General features: G+C 44.2%; 13 protein-coding genes. 1 reads left to right on the top strand and 12 read right to left on the bottom strand.

Annotated features, from left to right (window positions below; all coding sequences use genetic code 11):
* Nucleotides 1-89 precede the first annotated feature (89 nt).
* The 11 genes from FDF36_RS13365 to FDF36_RS13315 all read right to left on the bottom strand — a co-directional run bounded on the left by FDF36_RS13365 (nt 90) and on the right by FDF36_RS13315 (nt 19,235).
* Nucleotides 90-1,226: an aldose epimerase family protein gene (locus tag FDF36_RS13365; RefSeq protein ID WP_220391644.1), complete on the bottom strand. Its 1,137-nt coding sequence runs from the start codon at nt 1,224-1,226 to the stop codon at nt 90-92.
* 204 nt (nt 1,227-1,430) lie between these two features.
* Nucleotides 1,431-2,897: a glycoside hydrolase family 125 protein gene (locus FDF36_RS13360; RefSeq protein WP_122132410.1), complete on the bottom strand. Its 1,467-nt coding sequence runs from the start codon at nt 2,895-2,897 to the stop codon at nt 1,431-1,433.
* A gap of 43 nt (nt 2,898-2,940) precedes the next feature.
* Complete coding sequence (locus tag FDF36_RS13355; RefSeq protein WP_259281446.1) at nt 2,941-5,235, bottom strand: GH92 family glycosyl hydrolase; 2,295 nt, start codon at nt 5,233-5,235, stop codon at nt 2,941-2,943.
* 109 nt (nt 5,236-5,344) lie between these two features.
* Nucleotides 5,345-7,825, bottom strand: coding sequence for a glutaminase domain-containing protein (locus FDF36_RS13350; RefSeq protein ID WP_220391642.1), 2,481 nt, complete (start codon nt 7,823-7,825; stop codon nt 5,345-5,347).
* A 26-nt stretch (nt 7,826-7,851) separates the two neighbouring features.
* Nucleotides 7,852-10,014 (bottom strand): hypothetical protein, encoded by a 2,163-nt coding sequence (locus tag FDF36_RS13345; RefSeq protein ID WP_220391641.1) that lies wholly within the window; start codon nt 10,012-10,014, stop codon nt 7,852-7,854.
* A 28-nt stretch (nt 10,015-10,042) separates the two neighbouring features.
* Complete coding sequence (locus tag FDF36_RS13340) at nt 10,043-11,161, bottom strand: glycoside hydrolase family 76 protein (RefSeq protein WP_220391640.1); 1,119 nt, start codon at nt 11,159-11,161, stop codon at nt 10,043-10,045.
* 681 nt (nt 11,162-11,842) lie between these two features.
* A complete protein-coding gene (locus tag FDF36_RS13335; protein WP_220391639.1) occupies nt 11,843-12,820 on the bottom strand; it encodes a family 43 glycosylhydrolase in 978 nt (325 codons plus the stop codon).
* Between the two features lie 91 nt (nt 12,821-12,911).
* Nucleotides 12,912-13,340 carry a hypothetical protein gene (locus FDF36_RS13330; protein ID WP_220391638.1) on the bottom strand — a complete coding sequence of 143 codons (429 nt, stop codon included), beginning with the start codon at nt 13,338-13,340 and terminating at the stop codon, nt 12,912-12,914.
* 97 nt (nt 13,341-13,437) lie between these two features.
* Nucleotides 13,438-14,151, bottom strand: a complete 714-nt coding sequence (locus tag FDF36_RS13325; protein WP_022012521.1) for a DUF3823 domain-containing protein — start codon at nt 14,149-14,151, stop codon at nt 13,438-13,440.
* 20 nt (nt 14,152-14,171) lie between these two features.
* Nucleotides 14,172-16,025 (bottom strand): RagB/SusD family nutrient uptake outer membrane protein, encoded by a 1,854-nt coding sequence (locus tag FDF36_RS13320; protein WP_220391637.1) that lies wholly within the window; start codon nt 16,023-16,025, stop codon nt 14,172-14,174.
* A gap of 6 nt (nt 16,026-16,031) precedes the next feature.
* Complete coding sequence (locus FDF36_RS13315; protein ID WP_022012519.1) at nt 16,032-19,235, bottom strand: SusC/RagA family TonB-linked outer membrane protein; 3,204 nt, start codon at nt 19,233-19,235, stop codon at nt 16,032-16,034.
* 344 nt (nt 19,236-19,579) lie between these two features.
* Between FDF36_RS13315 and FDF36_RS13310 the strand changes: the two genes are divergently transcribed.
* Entirely contained in the window at nt 19,580-23,197 is a 3,618-nt protein-coding gene (locus tag FDF36_RS13310; RefSeq protein WP_220391636.1) for a glycoside hydrolase family 38 N-terminal domain-containing protein, read from the top strand.
* Between the two features lie 343 nt (nt 23,198-23,540).
* Here the strand turns inward: FDF36_RS13310 and FDF36_RS13305 are convergent, their stop codons facing one another.
* Nucleotides 23,541-26,048 (bottom strand): glutaminase domain-containing protein, encoded by a 2,508-nt coding sequence (locus FDF36_RS13305; protein ID WP_220391635.1) that lies wholly within the window; start codon nt 26,046-26,048, stop codon nt 23,541-23,543.
* Between the last annotated feature and the right edge of the window lie 85 nt (nt 26,049-26,133).

Here is a 26,133-nt window from a genome sequence, read left to right as displayed (position 1 = left end):
CAGCATATAAAAAGAGGCATAAGGATATAGAAGCAAGTCTGACGGACCCTATATTCCTTATGCCAATACAACTAAAAAAAACGCTTGTGTTATTTTCCGTTATCTACCGAGAATTTAAAAATACAATGACTATTGTAGGTTTCACCCGGACGCAATACAGCCGAAGGCCATTCAGGTTTGTTCGGAGTATCGGGATACTTTTGAGTCTCCAGACAGACAGAAGCACGTTGATTGTAAGTAATACCTTTCTTTCCGGTCAGCGAACCGTCAAGGAAGTTTCCTGCATATACCTGAATACCGGGTTCGTCAGTGTATACATCAAGGACGATGCCGGTTTTGGGTGATTCAAGAGTAGCGGCCTTACGGGTAATATCGCCCTTGGCATTCAACACCCAGTTATGGTCGTAACCATTGCCGTTCTTCAACTGCACGAAATCGAAATCGTTGATGCGTTTTCCAACCGGAGTCGGTGTACGGAAGTCCATCGGAGTACCTTCCACTGTTACAATCTCGCCACTGGTCATAAAGGTACTGTCCACCGGAATATAAGCATCGGCGTCGATAGTCAGCAGATGATCGGCATTGCTGCCTGCATCTCCGTCCAGATTGAAATAAGAGTGGTTGGTCATATTGACAATGGTCGGTTTATCCGTTTCTGCCTCATACTTGATATCGATGGCATTATCATCTGTCAGCTTCATAATAACCTTACAGGTGATATTACCGGGGAAACCTTCCTCGCCGTCTTTTGAAAGATAAGTCAACTCAAGTTCCTGCGGTCCCACCTGCTTGGCATCGTATACCTGATATTGGAATCCTTTCGGACCACCGTGCAGGCAATGTCCGTAGTTATTGCGCGGCAACTGGTATTCAACTCCATCTAAAGTAAATTTTCCCTGATTAATGCGATTGGCATAACGACCGATGCTGGCACCGAAGTCCGAAGGCTTGCTGATGTAATCCTGAATAGAGTCGAAGCCCAACACTACATCACGCATCACCCCTTCCTTATCGGGAACCATTACCGAAACAATACGTCCTCCAAAATTAGTGACGCAAACCTCCATGTTGTTCTGATTACGGAGTACATACAAATCGGTTTTCTTTCCGCCCACCTCAGTCTGGAAATTGCTCTTTACCAAACCGGAATCCGTAGTAGCCTTTTCTGTCTCTGCACAACCGGCTACAAAGAGGGCACTCAGTGCCCATATAGCTAATTTTTTCATGATTAAACTGTTTTGAGTTTTATTCACCACAGAGCGACACGGAGTCCCACTGAGTTTTTTAGACAGATGAACAAAAGGACAAACTATTCTTTATTTGTTCATCTGTTCTTTTGTCTGAAAACAAATAGAGCGCAGCCAATCAATCTCTGTGGGACTCTGTGCTACTCTGTGGTGAATCTCATTCATTTCTGTTTCGTTATATTCTTACTGTATACTATTCAGCATATCCACTTTACCTTCATTCACCAGTTTCAGGATCAACTCACCGAACAAAGTATTCTGCCATGCGAACCAGGCACGGGTAAATTTCTCCGGATTGTCTTTATGGAAAGACTCGTGCATGAAGCCTGTACCTGCATCCGTGTTCATCAGCATCTCGATGCACGACTTGATCTCCGCATCGTCCTTGCTGGTGAAAGCTTTCATCATGATACTCATGGGCCATACCATATCGTATCCGATGTGTGGTCCGCCAATGCCCTCGCCTGCCTTACCTTTGAAGAAGTAAGGATTGTCGAGACTCCATACAAAACGGCGGGTATTCTGATAAATCGGATCATCAATCGACACATCACCCAGATAAGGCATTGCCAGCAGGCTCGGAACGTTGGCATCGTCCATCAGCATGTGGTTACCAAAACCGTCCACCTCGAAAGCATAAATCTTCCCATATTTGGGATGGTTGTAAACGGCATATTTCTTCAGGGCTGTTTCCACCTCGTTTGCCAAAGCCTTGCATTCATTGGCCAAAGCTGTCTTCTTATTCACGGTTGTCAGTATCTCGGCTGCCTTGCGGAGTGAAGATACGGCAAAGAAGTTGGACGGAACCAGATACTGCAATGTCGTGGCATCGTCCGAAGGACGGAAAGTAGAAACAATCAGTCCGACAGGTTTTACCGGATTACCCAGTCCGTCGTTGGTCACTGTATCGAGAGCACGCTCTGTCTTACGCTGGAACTTATACGGACCCACACCGTCTTTGCGCTGTTGCTCCTTAAAAGTACGCAATATGTTGGTGATTGCCTGTATCCATTCTTCATCGAAGATGCTGGCATCCCCTGTTGTCTTCCAGTACTGATAAGCCAGGCGCAACGGATAGCAAAGCGAGTCGATCTCCCATTTGCGTTCATGCAACTCAGGTTTCATATCCGTCAGGTCGCTCATCCATTCACCCCCTTTAGGACCATCATTGAATGCATTGGCATACGGATCGATATTGATACATTTAAACTGGCGGTTGATAACTCCGGCAAGCATCGTTTTCAGTTCCGGATCGGAATTGGCCAGTTGTACATAAGGCCATACCTGAGCCCCCGAGTCACGGAGCCACATGGCATGAATATCTCCTGTATATACAAAAGTATCGGGTTTGCCGTCTTTGCCTTTGCGGAAGTGTACGGTGGTATCCAGTGTATTGGGGAAACAATTGGTAAACATCCAGGCCAGCTTTGAGTTACGCAACAGTTTCTGTACACGTATGATTTCGTTTTCTACAGCCTGCGAACGGAACAGACGCTTAGCGGGTTCCGGACGATTGTCTTTCTGAATAGCATCTGCCACACAAGTATAATGCGACAACATACCTTCGGCCCTCAGTGCTGAAGGCGCACAGAGCAGTGCCGCAGTAACGACACATGCTCCGATCATTTTCTTTGAGTTTTTTCCTGGCATAATCTTGATTGGTTTTTATTAAGTAATCTGTTTCTGTCCAGCCTCAACGTACCTCTTTAGAGAACGAATACGGGAAATCCGATTCGCGTACTCCACGCTGTTTATTCGGAGTAGACGACATCTTCATCGTAATCTTCGCTCCGTTCATCAGTTCTTTATGTGTCAGGTAGTTGCGAGTCAATATTTTACCGTTTACGGTCATTGACGCAATGTAACGGTTTTCATCGCTATTGCCCGGTGCGCTGATCTGCACGGTCTTGCCATTCTCCAGATGCAGCTTCATCTGTTTGAAGTACGGCGTACCCATCACGTACTGATCCGTTCCGGGACAAACGGGATAGAATCCCATAGCAGAAAATACATACCATGCCGAAGTCTGTCCGTTGTCTTCGTCACCGCAATAACCGTCGGGATTGGGTGTATAGAGTTTATCCATCACTTCACGAATCCAATGCTGTGCTTTCCACGGTTGCCCCGAGTAATTGTACAGATATAGCATGTGCTGGATGGGTTGGTTACCGTGTGCATACTGTCCCATATTCATAATCTGCATTTCACGGATTTCGTGAATCACACCACCGTAATAGCTGTCATCAAACACAGGAGGCAGGATAAAGACAGAATCCATCATCTGATTGAACCCTTGCTGTCCGCCCATCAGGTCGATCAGTCCCTGAGGATCATGGAATACAGACCAGGTATAGTGCCAACTGTTTCCTTCGGTGAAGGCATCTCCCCACTTCAGCGGATTGAACGGTGACTGAAATTGTCCGTCCTTATTCTTGCCACGCATCAGCTTATGCTCTTTATCGTACAGGTTCTTGTAGTTCATGGCACGCTGTGCATAAACGGCTATCTCCTCTTCGGGCTTGTTCAAGGCTTTACCCAACTGATAGATGCACCAGTCATCATAAGCATATTCCAGCGTACGGGCGGCATTTTCATTGATGCCTACATTATAAGGTACGTAGCCCAGTTGATTGTAATATTCATAACCGAGACGTCCGGTAGAAGAAACCTGTGGATGAACAGCATTTGCACCGTGTTTCACAGCTTCCCAAAGAGTTTCTATATCGTAGCCTTTCAATCCTTTCAGATAGGCATCAGCCACTACCGAAGCGGAATTGTTACCTACCATACAGCCTCTGTGACCGGGACTTGCCCATTCGGGAAGGAATCCGCTTTCCTTGTAAGTATTTGCCAGTCCCTCCTGCATCTTTTCGTTCATCGAAGGATACATCAGGTTGAGGAACGGGAACAGGCAGCGGAATGTATCCCAGAAACCGGTATCGGTAAACATATATCCCGGCAGCACTTTACCGTTGTAGGGACTGTAATGTACCGGTTTCCCTTTGGCATCCAGTTCGTAGAAGCTTCTCGGGAAAAGTACCGAACGATAGAGGCAAGAGTAGAATGTACGGAGATGATCGGTATTATCGTCTTCCACCTCAATACGTCCCAAAACTTTGTTCCATTCCTGACGTCCTTTGACTGCAACAGCTTCCAGATTGTCTTTACCCAGCTCTTTCAGGTTCTGTTCTGCCTGTTCGGGGCTGATAAAAGAAGAAGCCACGCGTACGTTGACCGTCTCTCCACGACGTGTAGAGAACCCGATGATACCACCTGCATGTTTATCTTTCGATTCCAACTCACCCGGACGGATGTTACCGTTGGTAACTGCCGCGGTAAAAGTGAACGGCTTATCGAACACCAGTACAAAATAATTCTTAAAGTTCTCGGGTACACCTCCACTGTTCTTGGTCGTGTATCCAATGATTTTGTTCTCTTCCGGAATCACCTTCACATACGAACCGTTGTCGAAAGCATCTACCACTACATAAGAGTCTTTACTCTCAGGAAAAGTGAAACGAAACATCGCCGCACGGCTGGTCGGAGCAATTTCGGTAGTTACATCATGATCGGCCAGATATACTTTATAATAATACGGTTTGGCAACCTCAGCTTTATGCGAGAACCAGCTCGCACGCTGATCCTGATCGAACACGACCTTTCCCGTAACAGGCATAATGGCAAACTGCCCGTAGTCATTAATCCACGGGCTGGGCTGGTGAGTCTGCTTAAATCCCCTGATTTTATCGGCATCATAGGTATAAGCCCATCCGTCACCCATCTTTCCGGTTTGTGCCACCCAGAAGTTCATTCCCCAAGGCATGGCAATAGCCGGATATGTATTTCCGGTAGACAAAGCATGTTTTGACTGGGTACCAACCAACGGACTCACATAGTCCACCGGCTCTGTTGTGTTCTTTGCAAAAGTACAAAGAGCAGTACCCAATACGCCAACAAGTAATAGCGCTAATTTCTTCATGATATTAATAGTTTTAAATTCACCACAGATCACACGGACTAACACAGATTTTTTAATCTTCAATATCAATGGGAAAAATGATTAACCTGTGAAAATCCGTGTAACCTGTGACAGAATCTTATTTTTTCAACTTCTTCTCAAGCATCTTGATATAGTATCCGCCTACTACCGAACGAGCCTGGAAACCTCTCTGGTTGGGACGATCGGTAAATACCCAGTCAGACATCGGTACACGGTCGGTAGTCTCGTTCATGAACAGGTAAACCGGGTCGATAAACTTCTCGAATGTGGCTTTATCCGGTGCCAGTGTAGCAGTCCACATAATCCAGTCGGTCTTGGTATAAGTTTCACGGTTATCCAGCGGCAATCCATATTGATTCTGTTTGCCAAGATAGTAAGCTATCTCTTTCTGTGCAACTGTTTCAGGGAATATCTGCAGATTCATCAGTTTATCCCATACCAGATTGTATTTCTGGCTCCATGTTCCGGGCTTGTCAAAAGTCAGGCGGTAGTGATCGCCGTCGTCTGCCATCTTCACCCATTCGGCAGCCATTTCTTTGGCTTTCTGTGTATATTTCTCAGCCACTTCTTTCTTGCCCAGCTTATCGGCCAGGTAGCCATAAGACGCTACACCCAGGATGGCTTTGATAGACAGGTTGGCGTTGTGTGCAAAGTGTCCGGCAAAGTCGTCTGTACAAAGTTGATTTTCCGGATCGAGTCCATATTGAGCCAGATAATCGGTCCAGGTTGTCAATACATCCCAGTGTTTCTGCGCATAGTCGGCATTTCCTTCGACAATGGCGATGGCTGCACTCAATATCAGCATATTTCCCGATTCCTCGATCGGCATATCTCCACCGTATGTCTGGCCGTTAGCCAACGGATAAGTACCTACATCATGTGCAGCGAACGGCTTATTCCATTTTCCGCTTTCGCTATAATAGAAAATGTGGTTCATCAGACCTTTTGCCAGTTCCGGATTGTATACCAGGAACAAAGGAGCAGAAGGATAAGTGATATCCACCGTACCGATCGAACCGTTGCTGAAGTTCTCTTTTGAGAGGAACAGCAGGTCTTTATTGGGGGCTTCCACCAATTTGTGGGCAGCGATTGCCTGACGATAAGCCAATGCACAGAGTTCGGCATACTTACGTCCGCCTACTTCAGTAGCTTCTTTCATCAGGTTAGCATCGAATGCAGCACATTTATCCATCACTGCATCATATTCCTTATCAGCTTTCGCAAACTGCGACTGAATGGTTTCGTTTCCATTGCGGTTCCAGTACGGACGAAGATTTTCGCCGAAATACTGAATAGAGTACAAGTCATCGTAACCCAGCAGCAAATGTCCTTCCGCTTTCTTCGTTTCACCCAGTGAGCGAACCAGCGCCAGCTTGTCACTTCCATCGGTTTTGGATGATGTCAATTTTCCGTCGATGAAGCTCTTTCTTAAAGTCTTTCCCTCTCCGGTAGCGCATGAACTGTTTTCCTTATCGGCAGCCATGTAGAAGTATCCCCAGTCAATGCGGACATCATCTCCCTTTTTACCCAATATTTCCTGGTTGCGGCTTCCCGTCTTGAGATATAGCAAATTACCTTCTGTAAAGCTTTCGGCTACAGCTTCCTGATGAGGCTGGTCGAGTGCCCACTGCGGTCCTGCTTCGAAATAAAGTTCTACGTTATGTTTATTTCCGTCACTCGAAGCCACTTCATAGGTAAGATAGCTCACCGGACGAGTCATCAAATCGAGATTATCCATAAAGAGAGGTGAAGTGAACGCAAGTTTCAAGTCCACCGGTCCGCAAGTAAATTCGTAGTTGGTCTGCATAGCCTGCACGTCTACCGATTTCTGCACTGCTGTCTGAGTAAAGTTCTGTGTATTGTCTTTCTCTACCAACAGACCGCAATCGATCAGACCGTTGGCAACACGGTTATTACAGTAAATTGCAATCAGGTTCTCTCCCTGTTTCAGTGCGGCCACAGCCTCTTCCGGCAGTTTGGCAAGCATATGTTTTTTAGCCGAGTTACCGGTATCCACCACCTTCACGCCATTCACATAGATGATAGCATCATCGTCGTGAGAATATTCCAGATATACATTTTTACCTTGCAGGTTGTCTTTAATATCCGCTTTACGGCGTATCCAGATATACTCTTCTCCCCACTGAGTTTTGGCTGTACTTTCATTTTCCATAGTACCGAAAGCACCTTCTCCTTCTTTCCATGCCGTATCATTAAAGTCGGCATTCTGCCAGCCGTCAGCCGGTTTCTTTGTTGTATACTTAGCTGTCCATCTGCCTTGTTCCGAGGTCTTAACCAGCGGAAGCAGCTCAAGTTCTTCCGTTCCCATGAAACGGTAAATCTGTCCGTCTACCTTGGCAACACCCAAGAACGGGAAGTCCTTACCGGTCCAGTGTTTCACCGGTCCGTCATACAGATTATCCGTAAACGACCAGGCACTGGTGTAAGGGTCAATCATCACCAACGGATAGGCCGGTGCACGCATCTCACTTTTTTCACTCTTGACGTCCTGCGGTGCCCCACAACTGCTCAGCATGGCAGCTGCACCCAAGAACAGAGTCGATAGTTTAAGCTTCATAACTTCAGATTCTTTTTTTATAGTTTTTACCATTCAATATCTACTTGCACGCCGGCGGGGTCGTTCTCGAACTTCAAGAGCAGGGTATGCGAACGCTCTTCCCACAATTTCTCCGGCTGAGGCTCTTCCTTCCCGTTCACACAAACCCGTATCGGCTGTTTAGGGAGCAATATCCTCGAAGCGTTAGTCGTATGCAACGGGCTCTTGGCTACAAACGAATAACTTCGTTTTCCTGCCTTTTCATCGTATATCCTGGAGGCACCGCAAAGCACTTTCGCCTTTGCCCGTCCCGAAACCCGTTTGACATTATATAAGTAGCCTTGTTCGCCCGGACGAATCACCTTATGTGTCAATACCGGAAGATCTTTATCAAACAGGTCGATATACACCCCCGAAAGTTCCATCGGAGCATCCGATACACTTTCGTCCAATACGGCAGCAATGGTATATGGGCCCCGTTCGAGCAGGAAACTGTTTTTCAGTTCTACTTCTTTCCCGGCACTCTTTCTGTAAGCAGACGAAACCGCATCGAAATATTGCCGGTCATTTCCGCTTTTCAGCACAAAGTGTTTCGGATCTTCACGTATAACGGTCACCATACCTTTTCCACAAGGGTAAGTTCCGGCAGCAGGTACTCTGTCCAGTCCCAGTTTCTCGAACAAATGTTCCGAAGGAGCCTTATATTGATTTCCGTTGGAATTCCACCATTCAAGCACCGACTGATAAGGATCGATATCTTCGCCACAATAGATCAGAACTCCGCCTTTTCTCACCCAGTCTGCCAGAAAATCATGATATCGGGGTTCCATCGGTTTCATGTTCGAATAAGACATTACAAGCACCTTCAGCCCCTTGAATGTGTCACCGAACGGAGTATTCTCCATGTGTACCAACTCCACCGGTATTCCTCTTTTCAATAACGGCAGGGTCTGTCCATAGAAACTGCTGAATTGCGGATCGTCATAGCCATCATGATCGGGGAAACGCTGAAACATCAGCGAATTTGCCATCAGTACCCCGATGCCGTGCGTACCGCTCACCTGAGTTTCCGAAGTCCGTATGTCGTTCAGCGTATTCACCATAATCTGCATCTGTGTGGAGTAGTCACGCGGGATACGTTCTTTCCGGTCTGTTCCCGCTACTTGGTACAGCCCCTGATAAATACGGTCCGGCCAAGGCATCACTTCGTATGTGTCTACCGCCGGATACATCAGCTGGGCGGCAAAAGTAGCCTGGTAATTTATTTTATAATCGAGCCAGTCTTTCGCCCGATCTTCAATGGGGTCGGTCAGGAAGTACATCTTGCGGTTCAACGGGGCTGTCATCGATTTCATACATCCATATTCAAGAAAAGCATTCTCAAATACCCGTTCTTTCTTCACTCCGTCATAATAGTTCGGTTCGCGGGCGGTTCCCGTCCAGACCTGCGCGATATACCCATCCACACAATCCAGCGAAGCCAGGCTCGCTTCGGGACTTACGATCTGCCACGATGTATAGTTGACAAGTGAATGTGTAGGCACAAAGCACTTCACATCCAGTCCTTTCGATTTGCCGTACGTTTTGGCATACGTGAATATCTGATTAAGCGCGTTGTAGTACAGATAATATTTCAGTTTATTCGATAAGTATGTATTCTCAGGAGATTCATGTTGAGCTCTCCACGGGAATCCATAATATTTTTGCCATTCGGACTTGAAGGCTTCACTGTATCCGCCCCGCATCCAGAATTCCGGTTCTTCCAAATAAATAGAAGTAATGCCCGCATCGATCACCCGTTTGATCTGCTTCTCCTGCATGTAACGGATGAAACTCTCAGTAGGCACAATATAGGGGATCAAGTGCCCGTGCGCAATCTCCCGCCCCTCGCGGTCGCGCTGGCCCTCTTTGAGGTGATCTTTCACCCCATCCCATTTTCCAAGAAAATAATCCTGATAATCTCCCCAAGCTACCCCTGTCATAAACTCAGCCCGGTATCCTTTGTCTCTCCACGATTGAATGCGTTGCTCAAAAGTAACGCCTTTCTTATCCAGCGTTCCGTATACCATCACGGCATCGGCACGCACATCTGTTTCCGGTTTCCACGACTCTGCTGTCTGGAAATTCGTTTTTGTGCCTGTGGCGGTTTGAGAATAGACGCCGCCACAGGCCAAAAACAAACCAATCAAAACTAATACCCTCTTACTCATGTGTTTGTGTTGTCACGTGTTTGTGTTGTTATTTGAATGGAGAAATCACTTGCATCAGTGCGGGACATCCGCTGGCATCATAGCTTTCCATCACACCTGTCGGGCAGGGTTTGGCTGCATCCTTGAATGTCACATTACGGTTTACATCCCGGTTGTTCCACGCCACGTCTATGTTGTGACGAAGCCAGTCCATATATTGGGGCTGATTGCCATCTTCTATCAGGCGAATGATGTACTGCGCAAAGATGGCAGCATAAATTCCCTGTTCCACTCCATTTTTGAATGGAAGCAATCCATCGGCATCACACATCTCGTTGCGGACGTAGTCGGCAGCCAGAACGGCATCGTCCAGATAAGCTTTCTCGCCGGTTGCTTTGTACAGCATCACGGCCGAACCGATAAATGTAGCCTGATTATAAAGTTGGGTTGTCCAGTCTATGTCCATACCGTTCTGTCTCTGGAAATGATAGTGCATATTGTCTGCTATGCGGCCTTTCTCCTTGTCGAAAAAGACATCCCTCGACCATGCATATACACTTTTTGCCTTTTCCAGATAATCGGGATCTTTGGTTACATTATAAAGAGTCATGGCACCCACCGTAGTCGGATAGTTGATGCAAGCCATCTTTCCATCGTGCTTGAAGTTCCACCACAGGCCCCCCCCTTCTTTATCATACGACTCTTTCCAGACATGGTAGAATCCCGAAGAGGCATGTGCCAGGTATTTCGGGTCATTCGTGATTTCGTAAGCACGTGCCAGCGAAATAATCCACCACATCATATCATCATAAATGAACCATTCGATTTTATTGTCCCAATTGTATTTATCGTATTGTTCGTATCCTCCCTGATACACCTCTTCTATCAACTGGCGATATTTAGGAGCCTTCGTACGTTTATACGCGTTCATAATCATATCCCAATAGATAGCCTGCACCCAGATGGCAGCTCTTCCTTTCATATCCGAAGATATGGCATACAACTTCATATCCGGATTATAAAAAGTAGAATGAAAAGCATTCATCGCCGTCGTCGCGTCTTTCTTTGTAAAATGCTTCAGGTTTCCGTCTGCGGGCTGATGTGCCCATGCCAATGCATTGGGAAGAAGTAATAAGATAGCTACTATGATCAGTACTTTGTTTTTCATGTTTTTGCTTCAGATTTTAAATTTTCATGTTACAAAGATTGGGGAAATATTGGAGAAAGGAGGATAATTATTATTCAATAAATAGCAAAAACTGACCAAAAACGAGGGATAAACCGGTTACTATCAATAATGGAACATATGTAACAGGCTTTTGACCTGAATTTGTCCATTCCATATTCTGCGTGACCAAGAAACACATTCAGCAATATGAAAAGAATTCATTTGTAGTTCTCGCTATACCGTCTCTCATACAAAAAATGCATTTCAATCTTCCATCTTCCACCTTTCAACGATTATCATTCTAATAATCAGCAGGATGACTTGGTGGAAGATCGCGTTTTCAGCCCGTTTATCTTCCACCTATATCTTCCATCTTCCACCCACTGTTTTAGGAGAATAATTCAGAATAAAGAACTGATTCACAAAGAATAAAGTCGAGTTTTCTAAGCAAATATGCCGTATAAAGCATTTTGTTTTTCCCTATTACTTAGCTGAAAATGGTGCGATGTTTACCCCGTCCCATATACCCGGGCCCATGAGCCCGCGTGCCTGTGCCCATGAGCCCGCATACCCGGGCTGACGGGCCCGGGTATGCGGGACGAGATAGAGATAACGGAATAAGACGTAACATATCGGTATACAGACCATTAGAAGTATGGTAGCATACTGATGTTTACTCCCTTATTTGTGTCGGATAACAGGCGCTTTTGCTTGCAACGATGGTGTATTCCCCTCTACAACAGGCCATCCTTTTTTCCAGTTTACACGGTCGAGCATCAACACTCTTCCTTCAGGATTGGCCACACTGACAGCGTGATAAAACATCCAATCCGCTCCTTTATCATCTGTTACGATCTCCGAGTTGTGCCCGGGACCCACGAATGCTTCATTTTTATCAATCAGCACTTCATGATGATTTTCCAGCATCGATTCCCCTTTTTTATCTACATAAGGGCCAAATAAGTGTTTCGACCGCCCCACCACTGTGGTATACGTACTCTTTAACCCTTCACAACAGCGCCCGATGGAAGCAAACAAATAGTAGTAACCTCCCCGCTTGTGAATATAAGTTCCTTCATAGGCTGTGCCTGCCACCTGCTGTAGTTTCATTCCTTCTTTCAGGGAGAGCCCGTCATCACTTAGTTCTGCTCCATAAATGCCATGAAAACTTCCCCAAAAAAGGTATTTCTTACCACCATCTTCTATATAGAAAGGATCGATACAATTCTGAATCCCTATTTCATTGCTCCGGAACAGTTTTCCATGATCGGTAAAAGGTCCCTCAGGTTTATCTGCCGTAGCCACACCAATCCCGCAGGTCCACTCTCCACCCCAAACAGACATGGAGTAATACATCACATACCGATCACCGATTTTATTTATATCCGGTGCCCAAAGATTTCCTTTCGGCTCAAATGTAGGGCGGGTTTCATTGGTAAAAGCCGTACCCACAAAGCTCCAGTTTACCATATCTTTCGATCGGTGAATAGGAAGATTTCTGATATTTTCCGTTGCGTACAGGTAATAATAACCATCATCTGCCTTGATAACCGTAGGGTCGGGAAGGCTGTAATTAATAACGGGGTTGGAATACTGCTGTGCAATGGAAGGAACACAGAAAGAAAAAACAGTAAAAAGGGAAAATAAAAGTTTCTTCATGCTGAATATATAAATTAAGAAAAGTCCCCTTATTCAGTTTATCAGAAATAAACCCAAATATAGGAGACTTTAGTTTTAACCAGTTATCAAATTATCTTTCTCTGATATAATAATACCGAGTTTCATATTTAATTGTAGAGCTACTTGCACTCTCGTTATAACTTGTACTTATAGTAAAAGCTTCAGTATTAATCTCATCAGTTATAATTTCTCCTGTCCAACTATCGGCTGTATAAAACAAACGATCATCTGGTACAATACCATGCCCATGACAGTTGATCTCAACATGCCCTCCCCTTTTAGTCATAATTTTTAGTTTTCTTTGAGAGGAATCTAAAAGTTCAATAGAATAAAAAAGGCCAGATCCACTCTGTCCCACAGCTTCTAAATAATACTCAGTAGCTGTCACTTTATTCGTACTACTTACTTCTGCTACTTCATCCTTTGATGTATTAGCCATTACATTTGTCATACCAGATAATGCAAATGCCAACATTGCAATAAAGAATTTCTTGTTCATAATACAATTAATTTAAGAGTTAATAAAAGGTTTATTGAAAAAGAAAAAGGTATCAGGAAAGCCCGATACCCTTTTCCCTATTAAACATTGATATGAATTATTTCAGTCGGATTACTTCAGAGTAAATTCCTTGATCAGAACCTTTTGGCCATATACAAATACGACCGAAAAGAGTACCTCTTTTCAAAGCTGTTTGAAACATTTTATTGTCTGTATAGTCTTTAGGAGTAAACTCATAACGTGCGCCAGTTACATTGATTTCAGCCATTTTGGCACCATCTGCATCATCAAAACGATCAACATTATGTTCACCATCATTTATGTATTGAGTTGTTCCTAACATAAAGAAGACACGGTCTATTTCTTTTCCTGCAATCTTTTCTACATTGAAGGAAGCTGTCACAACATTACCATTTAGTTTCATCTCAGCATTTCTGACCATGTAATAAGGAACGACCTCTACATTTTGTACAGTATTGCCTGAGACAATAACATTAATAGTATCGCGGCCTTCTTCTGACCAAGGGCCATTACCACTTTTGGTGATCAATTGATACTCACCGTCAAATAAGCATGCGGAATAAGCTCCGTCTTGATTTACAAAAACTTCAATCGGATCATGCTTTTCATAACCACGCTGATAAAGGAACAATCGGACCGCCTCATTTCCACGTAGTTGCAAAGCCTCTCCTTCATAAACGACCTTTCCAGTCAGCATTGATTCCGGAGCATCATAATTATCCTTTGTACAACTGGTAATAACTATCATTACCAATAGTAGTGCTGAAAAAATTTTGGATATTGCTTTCATTATTTCTTTCTAATTTAAGATTATTGATACGGGTTCTTCACCAGTTTCGGATTGTTATTCAGCCAACCATTATCTAACTCAGCATAATAATGTTTAGGTAGACATTTCAATGGATTTCTATAATAGCGATTCATGTTTTCTTCAAAGAACACCCATTTTCCATTCTTATCATCATCTGAGACAACTAAGAAAGGCCACAAACCACGGCGTGTAGCCGTGATATCCATTTCTGAGCCTGTCCAGATCTTATCAGCTTGACGCCAACGTTTCAAATCCCACCAGCGATGGCCTTCAAAGGCAAACTCTACTTGATTCTCATGCATAATCTGTTGATGGTTAACAGAAATCAATTCTTTAACACCTGCTCTGGAACGTACTGCATTTATATATTTCAAAGCAGTAGCATCACTTCCACCATTAAGTTCATAAGCAGCTTCTGCAGCTATCAAATAAGCCTCAGAAAGACGGAAATAAACATTCCACATCTCAGATCCACGGTCAGTTCCGGCAGAAGTCGTTTTATCAAGATATTTACGGATATAAAAACCAGTACGATTACACTCACGTTGGTCATTACGTACCATTGGACCATTCAAGGCTGTAATATACCTTCCTTGTTCATCCTTTTCTCCAAGGCTCTGACCCAATTTCTGTTCCCACTGTCCATCAGCGTTTTTAATCCATTGTCCTGTTTGCAAAACGACAGTTTTATCTCTAAAAGAAGAACCAGGATAAAGAATCGTTCCGGCTAAACGAGGATCGCGACCTTCAAATAAATCTTCGGGATTAGTATAAAATTTAGGATCATCCTTTGTACCAACATCAAACTTAGCCCCTTCTCCCGGAGTATCTGTAGCTATAGGTTCAAAAGCTTCCACCAGATTTAGTAATGCAGATAAACGGCTATTCCCTCCATCTTCGGCACCATCATGGGGCTGTACTGACTTGGTATAGCCATGAGTTTGCCCTGGATAAATATAATCACGTGACCAAATGACCTCTGTATTGCCATTTTTTTCACATACAGCCTTAAAGAAGTTGTCTGCTTTCTCTTGCGGAGTAGCATCATCAGCAACTCTCATCAAAGAATATTTTCCACTATTGATAACCTCTTCTGCAGCAGCTAACGCTTTCTTATAATAATCAGTTGCTTTCTCTGAAGAAATACCCACTACTCCTGTTTCAGGGTTCAACAATGGATAATCGGCAACTGTATTGTATCGGGCAATAGAACCTGCATAAACGGCTGCTCTCGCTTCAAGCATTTTTGCAGCCCATTTAGTTGCGCGAGCCCCATTCTTTGAAGGTTCGGTCGGCAACATTTCCGCAATGGCCTTACACTCTTCTATAATATAATCATACATTTCAGACTCTGTTGCACGAGGAACTTGAAGGGTGGTAATATCCATACCAGAAGTATAATCGTACACTTCATCACCTACAATCGGCATTCCTCCCAAAGTACGACAAGTACAGAAATAAACCCATGCACGTATAAAACGAGCCTCTCCTTCCATAGGAGCTTTCTCAACTTCAGACAATGCAGTCGATTCTCTCAACCCTTTTAAAAATTGGTTGATATTACGAATCAATGTATAATCATATGTACGCCACCAGTTACGATCAACTTCCTGATCATCTTTAGTATCATAAGTAATGGCCTCATCCAACAGAGCGAACCCATCCGTATCTCCTACATGTTGGCCTAATGATATACGTTCATAGAAATTAGCCAATACAGATTTTGTCAGATTGACATCTCCATAAACTTGATCTTCCGTCATAATGCGATCTGGCTTTTGGTCCAGGAATCCACTGCAACTACTTAATGCCAGTGCACAAGCAGCAACAGCTATAAAATTTTTCTTTTTCATTGTTTGCTAAAATTTGAGGTTAATACCAAGATTTATAATACGTGGCGTTGGGTAAATCAAGCCATTATCTTTAGAACCTTCCGGATCAATAATAGGTACATTAGTCAATGTCAACAGGTTGGTTCCAGACAAATATACACGCAAATTACTAATACCCGATTTTGCTAACAAAATTTTCGGTAAAGTATATCCGAACTCCAAATTACGCAATTTGATATAACGTACATTATGCAGCCAGAATGTACTCTTTTCATAAGCAGATACTTCAGCATTATTCATACGTATCAAAGGATATTTACCAGGAATCAACTCACTATCAGCATCCCAAACATCTGCTAAATGCCAAGCATCCTTCAATACTTCATCGGGACTATTTCCATCATTCTGGAATGGACGTGCTGTTTCCCATTTTTGCATCCATGAAGTCATTCCGGAACCTGTCCAGTCCATCGAGAGATCAAAGCCCTTCCAACTAGCAGATAAATTGATACCAAAGTTCAGGTTAGGAGTTCCATCCTGTCTGTAACCAATAGGACGTTCATCCATAAAATTAATAACACCATCGCCATTTACGTCCTTGTAGATGATATCACCCGGCACAACTGTACGATTACCTTTACGGTCAATATCTACCGGATAAGTCGCTATCTGCTCCCAATTTTCAAAGCGTCCGACAGCCTCATATCCCCAGTTTATATAACCTACACGATGCCAAATACTATTGCGATATCTATCCCAAGAGTTACTGCGACGATCATCATATTGTTCCCAATCATAGAAACGAGAATAAGTCACATTAGCGCCAGCGCTATAATTGAAATCATTGATATTATCTGTCCAACGCACCATTGCATCATAACCAATATGGAGATCTGATCTCAGATTCTCTTTCGGCAATCCAAAACCAACCTCAGAAGGTAACAATACATCATAACGTGATTCCGGGATACCTGTACGTAATCGGCGGAAGAAGTCAAACTGAGCGGTCAACCGATTATTGAAGAAGCCCATATCCACACCAATATCCAATATTTTGGCTTTTATCCATGATAATGTCTGATTGGGCAATCCACGAGGAGCAGATCCTACAACATACTGTCCGTCGATAACCGAACCTCCTTTATTGTAGTCATAACCGGCCAAATAATCAAATGCAGAATAATCACTTACATTATCATCTCCTACTACACCATAAGAACCACGAATCTTAAAGTCAGAGAAAATATTTGCCAATTTACTCTCTTGCCAGAATTTTTCCTGAGAAATTCTCCATCCTAAAGATGCTGAAGGGAAGAATCCCCAACGATTTCCCGGACGGAACTTCCAAGAACCATCCCAACGACCAATAAATTCAATTAAATATTTATCAGCATAACTATAATTGATGCGTCCTAAATATCCCATTCGAGCTTGGGTATCATTTCCGTTATCATTAAACGTTTTAATTTCTTTAAATTGAATCAAGTTCAAATTATTAGCTACCGGACTTGAGATTATATTGAAATTCGGACTCTTGCGCTGAGAAGCTTCAAAACCGGCAATAGCATTAATATAATGATCCCCAAACTTACGATCAAAATTCAATTGGAAATTAGAGAATAAATCTTCATTTCTATGGCGAATACGTTCACGATAAGGAGTATTCATTGATTCAGCTACTTCATAAGTATCATTAGCCTGATTATATCGATACAATTTAAAAGGATATTCATGATTTTCCATTTCTCTATAAGCGAAATAGTATCCCACCATTCCCTTGGCCTTCAATCCTTTCAGTAGTTCGTATTCTGCTGTAGCCTGCATTTGAAGCACACGCCAATCATCCGTCATCTTACCAGAGTTCTCATAGTTCAAAAGGGCAAAATTGGTATTAATATCTGTTGAGACCTTTTGCGGATAAAGAGGATTATCATTCGCGTACGGACCCATTGTCGGCCAGTTCTTCAAGTTAGAATACAAAGGAAGATCATAATCATCACCTCCCGGAACTCCAGGATTCTTACGTGATTCGATACGACCATTCATACTTGCTCCAATCTTAAAACGATCATTGACTTTCATATCAATATTCATCTGAACATTGGTACGTTTGAATCCACCATAATTACGAACTGTGGCATCTTGATTGATGTGTGATACAGATACATAATAGTTGGCTTTATCCGAACCTCCGGAAAAGTTAGTATTTACATAATATTGTGGAGATGTCTTCCAAATATAATCTCCCCAGTCAAATCCTGTATAACCTTTCTCCGTACCAGCCATCCACTTATCATAATCCTCTCTTGAGAATTTACGTTCTCCATCAGTTCGGCCGGCCCAAGTCTCAGCAGCTGTATATGCATTTACATACGTTTTAGCATCAGCGGGTTGAATCCATCTTGAGTTTTTCTGCCAGCCATAATAAGCATTGACAGAAACTGTATTTTTACTCTTCTGTTGTCCTTTCTTAGTAGTTACCACTACTACACCATTAGCAGCACGAATACCATAAATAGCAGCAGAAGCATCTTTCAATATTGAAATGTTTTCAATATCATTAAAGTCCATATTATTAAATTGCCCTTCATCCGACTGCACACCATCAATCACAAACAGCGGGGTACCCATATTACGAATCTGCAATGCAGTAGAAGCACCAGGACGACCATCTTGCATACGAGTATTCAGACCTGCGATCTTACCAACCAATGCTCCTGAAGCAGTAGATGCAGCTGAACGCTCAATATCCGTTGATTTAATCGCAGAAACGGCACCTGTCAAAGTAGCTTTCTTCTGTGACATACCGAAACCGGTAATAACGACTTCATCGAGTACTTTTGTGTCTTCCTGTAGAATTACTTTAACTGTGTTTGATGCGCCTACGTTTACTTTTTGTGTTGTGTAACCAATAAATGAGATTTCAAGTGTAGCTTTAGGGCCGACACTCAGCGAGAATTCACCGTTCATATCGGTGATGGTACCAGTTGTACTCCCCGGCTCTTTTACGTTAGCACCAATTACCGCTTCGCCATTGGCGTCGATAACTATACCCTTTACGGTCCGTTGTTGTTGAACGGAGTTCACAGCCCATACAGTTTCTGCTGCCGGGTTTTCGGCGCTGGCGAAACTGTAGGCACTTGGCAAAAGCGAAAAGGCAGCCATACAAAGTGGTATGCGCCACATTCTGCTACGACTTGCGAGCCAAAACATTTGTTCTTTTTTACGCATAGTACATAAATTTAAAAAACAGGTTCTATAAATCTTTAATGTATAAAAGCATCGTTATGGAAATAATCCTCGGATTATAAGACGGGATGTATTTCATAGTATAGCTCTTACGGTTTCGAAACATTGCAAAGGAAAGTTATATTTAGCTAATAAGACGATAATTTTCGTTCAATAAACAACAAAATCTGTTCTTTTTCAATATTTCAACCCTATTCACAGAGCTCAAAAAGCACATCTGAACAGATTCTGCTATTTATTGAACAGTATTTTTCATCTCCTTTCTACGAATTTGGTCACCTTTGTATAATTCCTCATTTATTAATTTAATAATGTAATAAGCAAACATGAAATTACACATTGCTATGCTGGCAGCTACCCTGCTGTTGTCCGGAGGAGCCTCGTACGCCCAAGGGAACAAACAGGAGAAAAAGGCGAAAGCCTACATGGTGGCAGATGCCCATTTGGACACTCAGTGGAACTGGGATGTACAGACTACCATTAAAGAGTATGTATGGAACACGATCAACCAGAACCTGTTTCTGCTGAAAAAGTATCCGAACTATGTGTTCAACTTTGAAGGCGGAGTGAAATATGCCTGGATGAAAGAGTACTATCCTGCACAATACGAAGAAATGAAGAAGTACATCGGGGAAGGCCGCTGGCACATTTCCGGAAGTAGCTGGGACGCAACGGACGCTCTGGTACCCTCGACTGAATCGTTCATCCGCAACATTATGCTGGGACAACAGTATTACAGACAAGAATTCGGAGTAGAAAGCACGGACATCTTCCTGCCCGACTGTTTCGGATTTGGCTGGACACTGCCTACTGTCGCTTCGCACTGCGGCCTGATTGGTTTCTCTTCACAAAAGCTGGACTGGCGTGTGCATCCGTTCTATGGTAAGAGCAAGCATCCGTTCACCATCGGCTTATGGAAAGGAATAGACGGATCGTCTATCATGCTGGCACATGGATATGATTATGGCAGAAGATGGAATGACGAAGACCTTTCAGAAAACAAACAACTGAAAGAGCTGGCAGGCCGTACACCTCTTAATACAGTATACAGATATTACGGTACAGGCGATATCGGCGGATCACCGACACTGGGGTCCGTCCGATCTGTGGAGAAAGGGCTTCAAGGGAACGGTCCGGTAGAAATAGTCAGTGCAACCAGCGACCAGCTTTACAAAGATTACCTTCCTTATAAGAATCATCCGGAATTACCGGTATTCGACGGTGAACTGTTGATGGATGTTCACGGTACAGGATGCTACACCTCACAGGCTGCCATGAAATTGTACAACCGCCAGAACGAATTGCTGGGAGATGCTGCCGAAAGATCTGCCGTAACTGCCGAATGGCTGAATCAGGCCAAATATCCGGGAAGCACCATCAATGAAGCATGGAAACGCTTCATTTATCATCAGTTCCACGATGACCTGACAGGAACCAGTATACCGCGTGCCTATGAATTTTCATGGAATGACGAACTGATCTCACTGAAACAGTTCTCCAATGTACTGACTTCTTCCATTCATGGTATCGGCAGGGAATTGGATACACGGGTCAGCGGTATTCCGGTAATCCTTTATAATGCACTCGGATTTGCGGTTACAGATATTGCGGAAATAGAACTTGACCTTCCGAAAGCTCCCAAAGGGATAACGGTGTACGATGAAAAGGGCAAAAAAGTATCGGCCCAGCTCATTTCTTATACCGACGGAAAGGCACGCATCCTGGTAGAAGCAACAGTTCCGGCTACAGGATATGTGGTATATGACGTACGCACATCAGGAACCGGTGCAAGCAACGTCTCGACGAACGTCAATACCTTGGAAAACTCTCTGTACAAGATTACATTGGATAAAAATGGAGATATCGTCTCTCTGACTGACAAAAAGAACGGCAAAGAGCTGGTGAAAGCCGGGAAAGCAATCCGCCTGGCACTCTTCACTCAGAACAAGTCATACAATTGGCCGGCATGGGAAGTGCTGAAAGAAACAACCGACCGCACTCCGGTTTCGATTACGGATGACGTGAAAATATCTTTGGTTGAAGACGGAACTTTACGTAAATCGCTTTGTGTCGAGAAACGTCACGGAGAATCTGTCTTCCGTCAATACATACGTCTGTATGAAGGTAGTCGTGCAGAATGCATCGACTTCTATAACGAAATAGACTGGCAATCGACCAATGCATTGTTAAAAGCCGAATTCCCGCTCAATCTTGAAAACGAAAAGGCTACGTATGACTTGGGTATCGGCAGCATACAACGTGGCAACAATACCGAAACAGCTTACGAAGTATACGCACAATATTGGGCCGACCTGACCGACCGTGACGGAAGTTATGGTGTATCGGTGATGAACGACAGCAAATATGGATGGGACAAGCCGGATAACCATACACTTCGCCTCACACTACTTCACACACCGGAAACACGCAACGGTTATGCATATCAGGATCACCAGGATTTCGGCCATCATACCTTCACCTACAGCCTGATACCACATCAGGGAGCCTTGGATAAACCCGCCACTGTAGAGAAAGCCGAAAAGCTGAACCAGCAACTGAAAGCCTTCCGTACGGAAAAGCACAAAGGAAATGCCGGAAAATCGTTCTCGTTTGTCGCTTCGGACAACCGCAATGTATTGATCAAGGCACTGAAGAAAGCGGAAGAAACCGATGAGTATGTAGTGCGCGTATACGAAACCGAAGGCCGGAAAGCACAGAGCGCCACACTGACCTTTGCAGGGGAAATCATCAGTGCCAGCGAAGCCAACGGTACAGAAAAGACAATCGGCAATGCAACTTTCGAAGGAAACAAGTTGCAGGTAAACATCACTCCTTATTCTGTAAGAACTTACAAAGTACGCCTCAAACCATCGGGACGTGAGGCGTCTCCGATCGAATATGCCGCTTTACCGCTTGACTACGACCGCAAATGTGCTTCTTATAATGAATTCCGTGGAGAAGGCGACTTCGAATCGGGTTATTCTTTTGCAGCCGAACTTCTGCCGGATTCACTGATAGCCGGTCAGATCACTTTCCGCTTGGGAGAAAAAGAGATTGCGAACGGAATGACTTGTGAAGGTGATACCTTGCAACTGCCTGCGGAAAACAAATACAACCGTCTCTATATCCTCGCCGCCTCTACCGAAGGAGACAATCAGGCCGACTTCCGCATTGGCAAGCAGACCGCTTCATTCGTTGTACCTTCTTATACCGGCTTCATCGGCCAATGGGGACATAAAGGACACACCGAAGGATATCTGAAAGACGCCGAGATCGCCTATGTAGGTACACACCGCCATGCATCCAACGGTGATCAGCCTTATGAATTCACTTATATGTTCAAGTTTAGTATGGATATTCCGAAGGGAGCTACCAGCGTAATCTTGCCCCGAAATGAGAAAGTGGTTTTGTTTGCTGCTACTCTGGTTGCCGAAAATGAACCGGCTACAACCGTTGCCGGCACTCTTTTCCGCACCAATAACGTAGGTAATGCAGCTACTGCCGGAAATGATAAAGAAGCAGTACGCGAAAATATCCTGAAAGGAGCTAAAATCATTGCTTGCTCCGGATATACCAACGATGAAGAAAAACCGGACTTCCTGCTGGATGGTAAAACGGATACAAAGTGGTGTGACGTTTCGCAGACTCCGAACTACGTAGACTTCGATCTGGGTGAAGCACAAAACATCAGTGGTTGGAAGATGGTGAACGCCGGACAGGAAAGTCACTCATACATCACCAATGGTTGCTTCCTGCAAGGTAAAATGAACCCGGGCGATGAATGGACGACTCTGGATGCTATCGACGGTAACCATGCAAATGTCGTTTCACGTCCGCTGAACTATGACGGAAAAGTACGTTACATCCGTCTGCTTGTGACTCGTCCTACACAAAGCACCGGAGGCAGAGATACACGTATTTACGAACTGGAAGTTTATAAATAATGCAAATCAAGTAGTGGAAAGTTTGAATTTCAACAACTAACTTGCATAAGCTAAGAAATAAGAAAAGTGGCTAATGGTTATGTACTGTTAGCCACTCTTTTTTCACATAACTCCCCTCAAAGTTTGATTTGACTTGACTCCTATCTAAGTTGGCCAACTTTGGTGAGTTAAGCAGACTGGGCCTACGGTCAATATTGATTCACACCCCAACATCCTTATTAGTTAATTAGTCAGGAGCTCCAATAGAGTATCTTTAAAGGGAAATTAAGAAAGGGTTGTATCCAAGCTGAACAAGCTTTGGATACAACCCTTAACAGTAAACTCTATTATATACCGGTTCTTATTATTTCTGCATTTTATCCATCAATACCTTCATCCAATAACCACCGATTACAGAGCGTGCCTTGAAACCGACAAATTTACCACTATCGGTATAATGCCAGTCACTCAGCGGAACGCGTGATACGGTTTCGTTGGCATACTTATATACGGGAGAAATGAACTTTTCAAAAGTCGCTTTGTCCGAAGACATAGCAGCACTCCACATAATCCAGTCGGACTTAGTATATTCTTTGCGGGAATCCAACGGGAGACCATAAAGATTTTGTTTGGTCAGATAGTAAGCGACTTCTTTCTCCATCACATTGTTGGGGAAGAGGTGCAGATTCCACATTTTGTCCCAAATCATATTGTATTTCTGACTCCAGGTATTCTCACGGTCGAAAGCCAGACGGTAATGATCGCCTTCGCGTGCCATTTGTTCCCATTTGGTAGCCATGGCTTTGGCTTTAGCGGCATATTGGTCGGCTACATCATTCATACCGAGCATACGGGCCATTTCGCTATAACCGGCTACTCCCATGATAGCTTTTACCGAAAGATTGGCATTGTGTGCCCAGTGCCCGGCAAAGTCATCGGTACAAAGTTGATTTTCGGGATCTTGTCCGTATTCTACCAAATAATCCGTCCAGATAGTCAGTAAATCCCAATACTTCTTGGCATAATCGGCATTTCCTTCTACTTTGGCAATAGCAGCAGTCAGGACCACCATGTTTCCACCCTCTTCAATCGGCATATCTCCTCCGTAAACCTGTCCATTCGCAATAGGATATGTACCTATGTCATGAGCCGGGAAAGGTTTGTTCCAACGTCCGCTGGCACTATATTCAAAGATACTGGTCATCATGCCTTTCTGCAATTCGGGGTTATAAGCCAGAAAGAGCGGAGCAGACGGATAAGTCAGGTCGACAGTATTGATACAACCGTTACTATTATTCTCTTTAGAGAAGAAGAGCAAGTTACCATCCGCATCCTTGAACAGCTTATGGGCAGCGATTACCTGGCGGTAAGCTAATGCACACAGTTCAGAGTATTCTTTGCCACCTGCTTTTTCTGCATCGTTCAGAATCATTTCGTCGTAAGCGCGACAACGTTCCATGACAGATGCATAATTGGTCTTGGCACGTTCGAAGGCATCAAAGATAGTCACTTCACCGTCATGTTTCCAGTAAGCCATACGAGGCTGGTAGAAGTATTCGATAGCATAAATATCATCGTAACCCAACATCAGGAAGTCGGATTTGCCATCGGCACCTACTTTGCCCAGGTTATCGGTATAGGCCATAGCCGGCATCTGGTCGGCACGACGGGTCACGCACTCGGCTTGTGTAGGCAACAAAGAACCCTTGGTAGCAAACTCGTTCTTCATACCATAATAGTTACCCAGGCTTACAGCCTTATTGGCACCTATATTTCCTGCCAGATAAGCATATCCCCAATCAATACAGATACCGTCTCCTTTTCGTGCGAGGATAGGCTGGTCGATAGTCCCTGCCTGTACATAATTGATACCGTTACGGCGGATCACTTTCGAACGGGTAGGTTGCGTCAGTTCATTGATGGCAAGCTGCGGAGTGGTCTCCACATACATCTGCACATCATGTTGCTTTTTGTCCAGCGAACGAACGCGGTAAGAAATATAATTAACGGGAGTAGACAACAAATCGAGGTCGTCCATCATCAAAGGTGCGGTAAACACCAGGTCCAGTTCCACCGGACCGCAAGTAAACGTGTAGTAAGTTTGTGTGGGGAGTACGCTTACCGATTTCTGGACGGCTGCCGTCTCAAAGCCCGTCGTCTGTTTGTTCAGGCGATAAAGGCCGAAATCTACATAAGCACCTCCTGTTGTGTTGTGACAGTGTGCGGCAAGTACGTTTTTTCCTTTTTGCAGCTTCTTCTTGGCTGCGTCCGATAGTTCGAGTAATACGTCGTTGTTCCATGAATAGTCCGTAGCAACCAGCTTTTCACCATTCAGGTAGAGTTCGAATACATCGTCGTGCGAATATTTCAGATAGATGGTTTCTCCGTTCAGGTCGTCATTGATCTGAAATTCACGACGAACCCAGATATCCGGAGTAGTCCAGCGAGTCTGGACACGAGGCATATCGGGAGTACCGAAAGCACCTTGTCCCTCTTTCCATCCGGCAGCATTGAACGAAAGGGTATTCCATCCCGCAGCCGGCTGGTCAAAAGTATAACTTCCCTGCCAGGTATCGGTATCCGTCATCGGAACAAGAGTCTCAAGGTTCAACTTATCTTTGCCCATAAAACGATAGGTTTTCCCATCCACACGTATGGCACCCAACAAAGGATGTTCCGTTCCGGTCCAATGCATCGTGCTGCTTTCATTCAGTGCATCTGTGGGCGACCAGATGGACAGATAAGGGTCGGAAGTGATGAGAGGCACTGCCGGAGCACGCAAAGCTACATTTTTACTCGCTTTGTACAAATCGGCTGCCTGTGCATTACATAGCATACCGACTGCTAAAGCCATTGCAAATAGTTTTTTCATTATTTTATTTATTTGTATGTTTCACTCAAAATCGTATCCTTCAACAATCTATACCTTAATCAAAAACTTGTGTACCTATCGACAC

The organism is Bacteroides fragilis, from assembly GCF_019583405.1.
GTDB lineage: Bacteria > Bacteroidota > Bacteroidia > Bacteroidales > Bacteroidaceae > Bacteroides > Bacteroides fragilis_B.
Note: the sequence above shows the minus strand (reverse complement) of the source record. Positions and strands in the feature narration are given on the sequence as shown.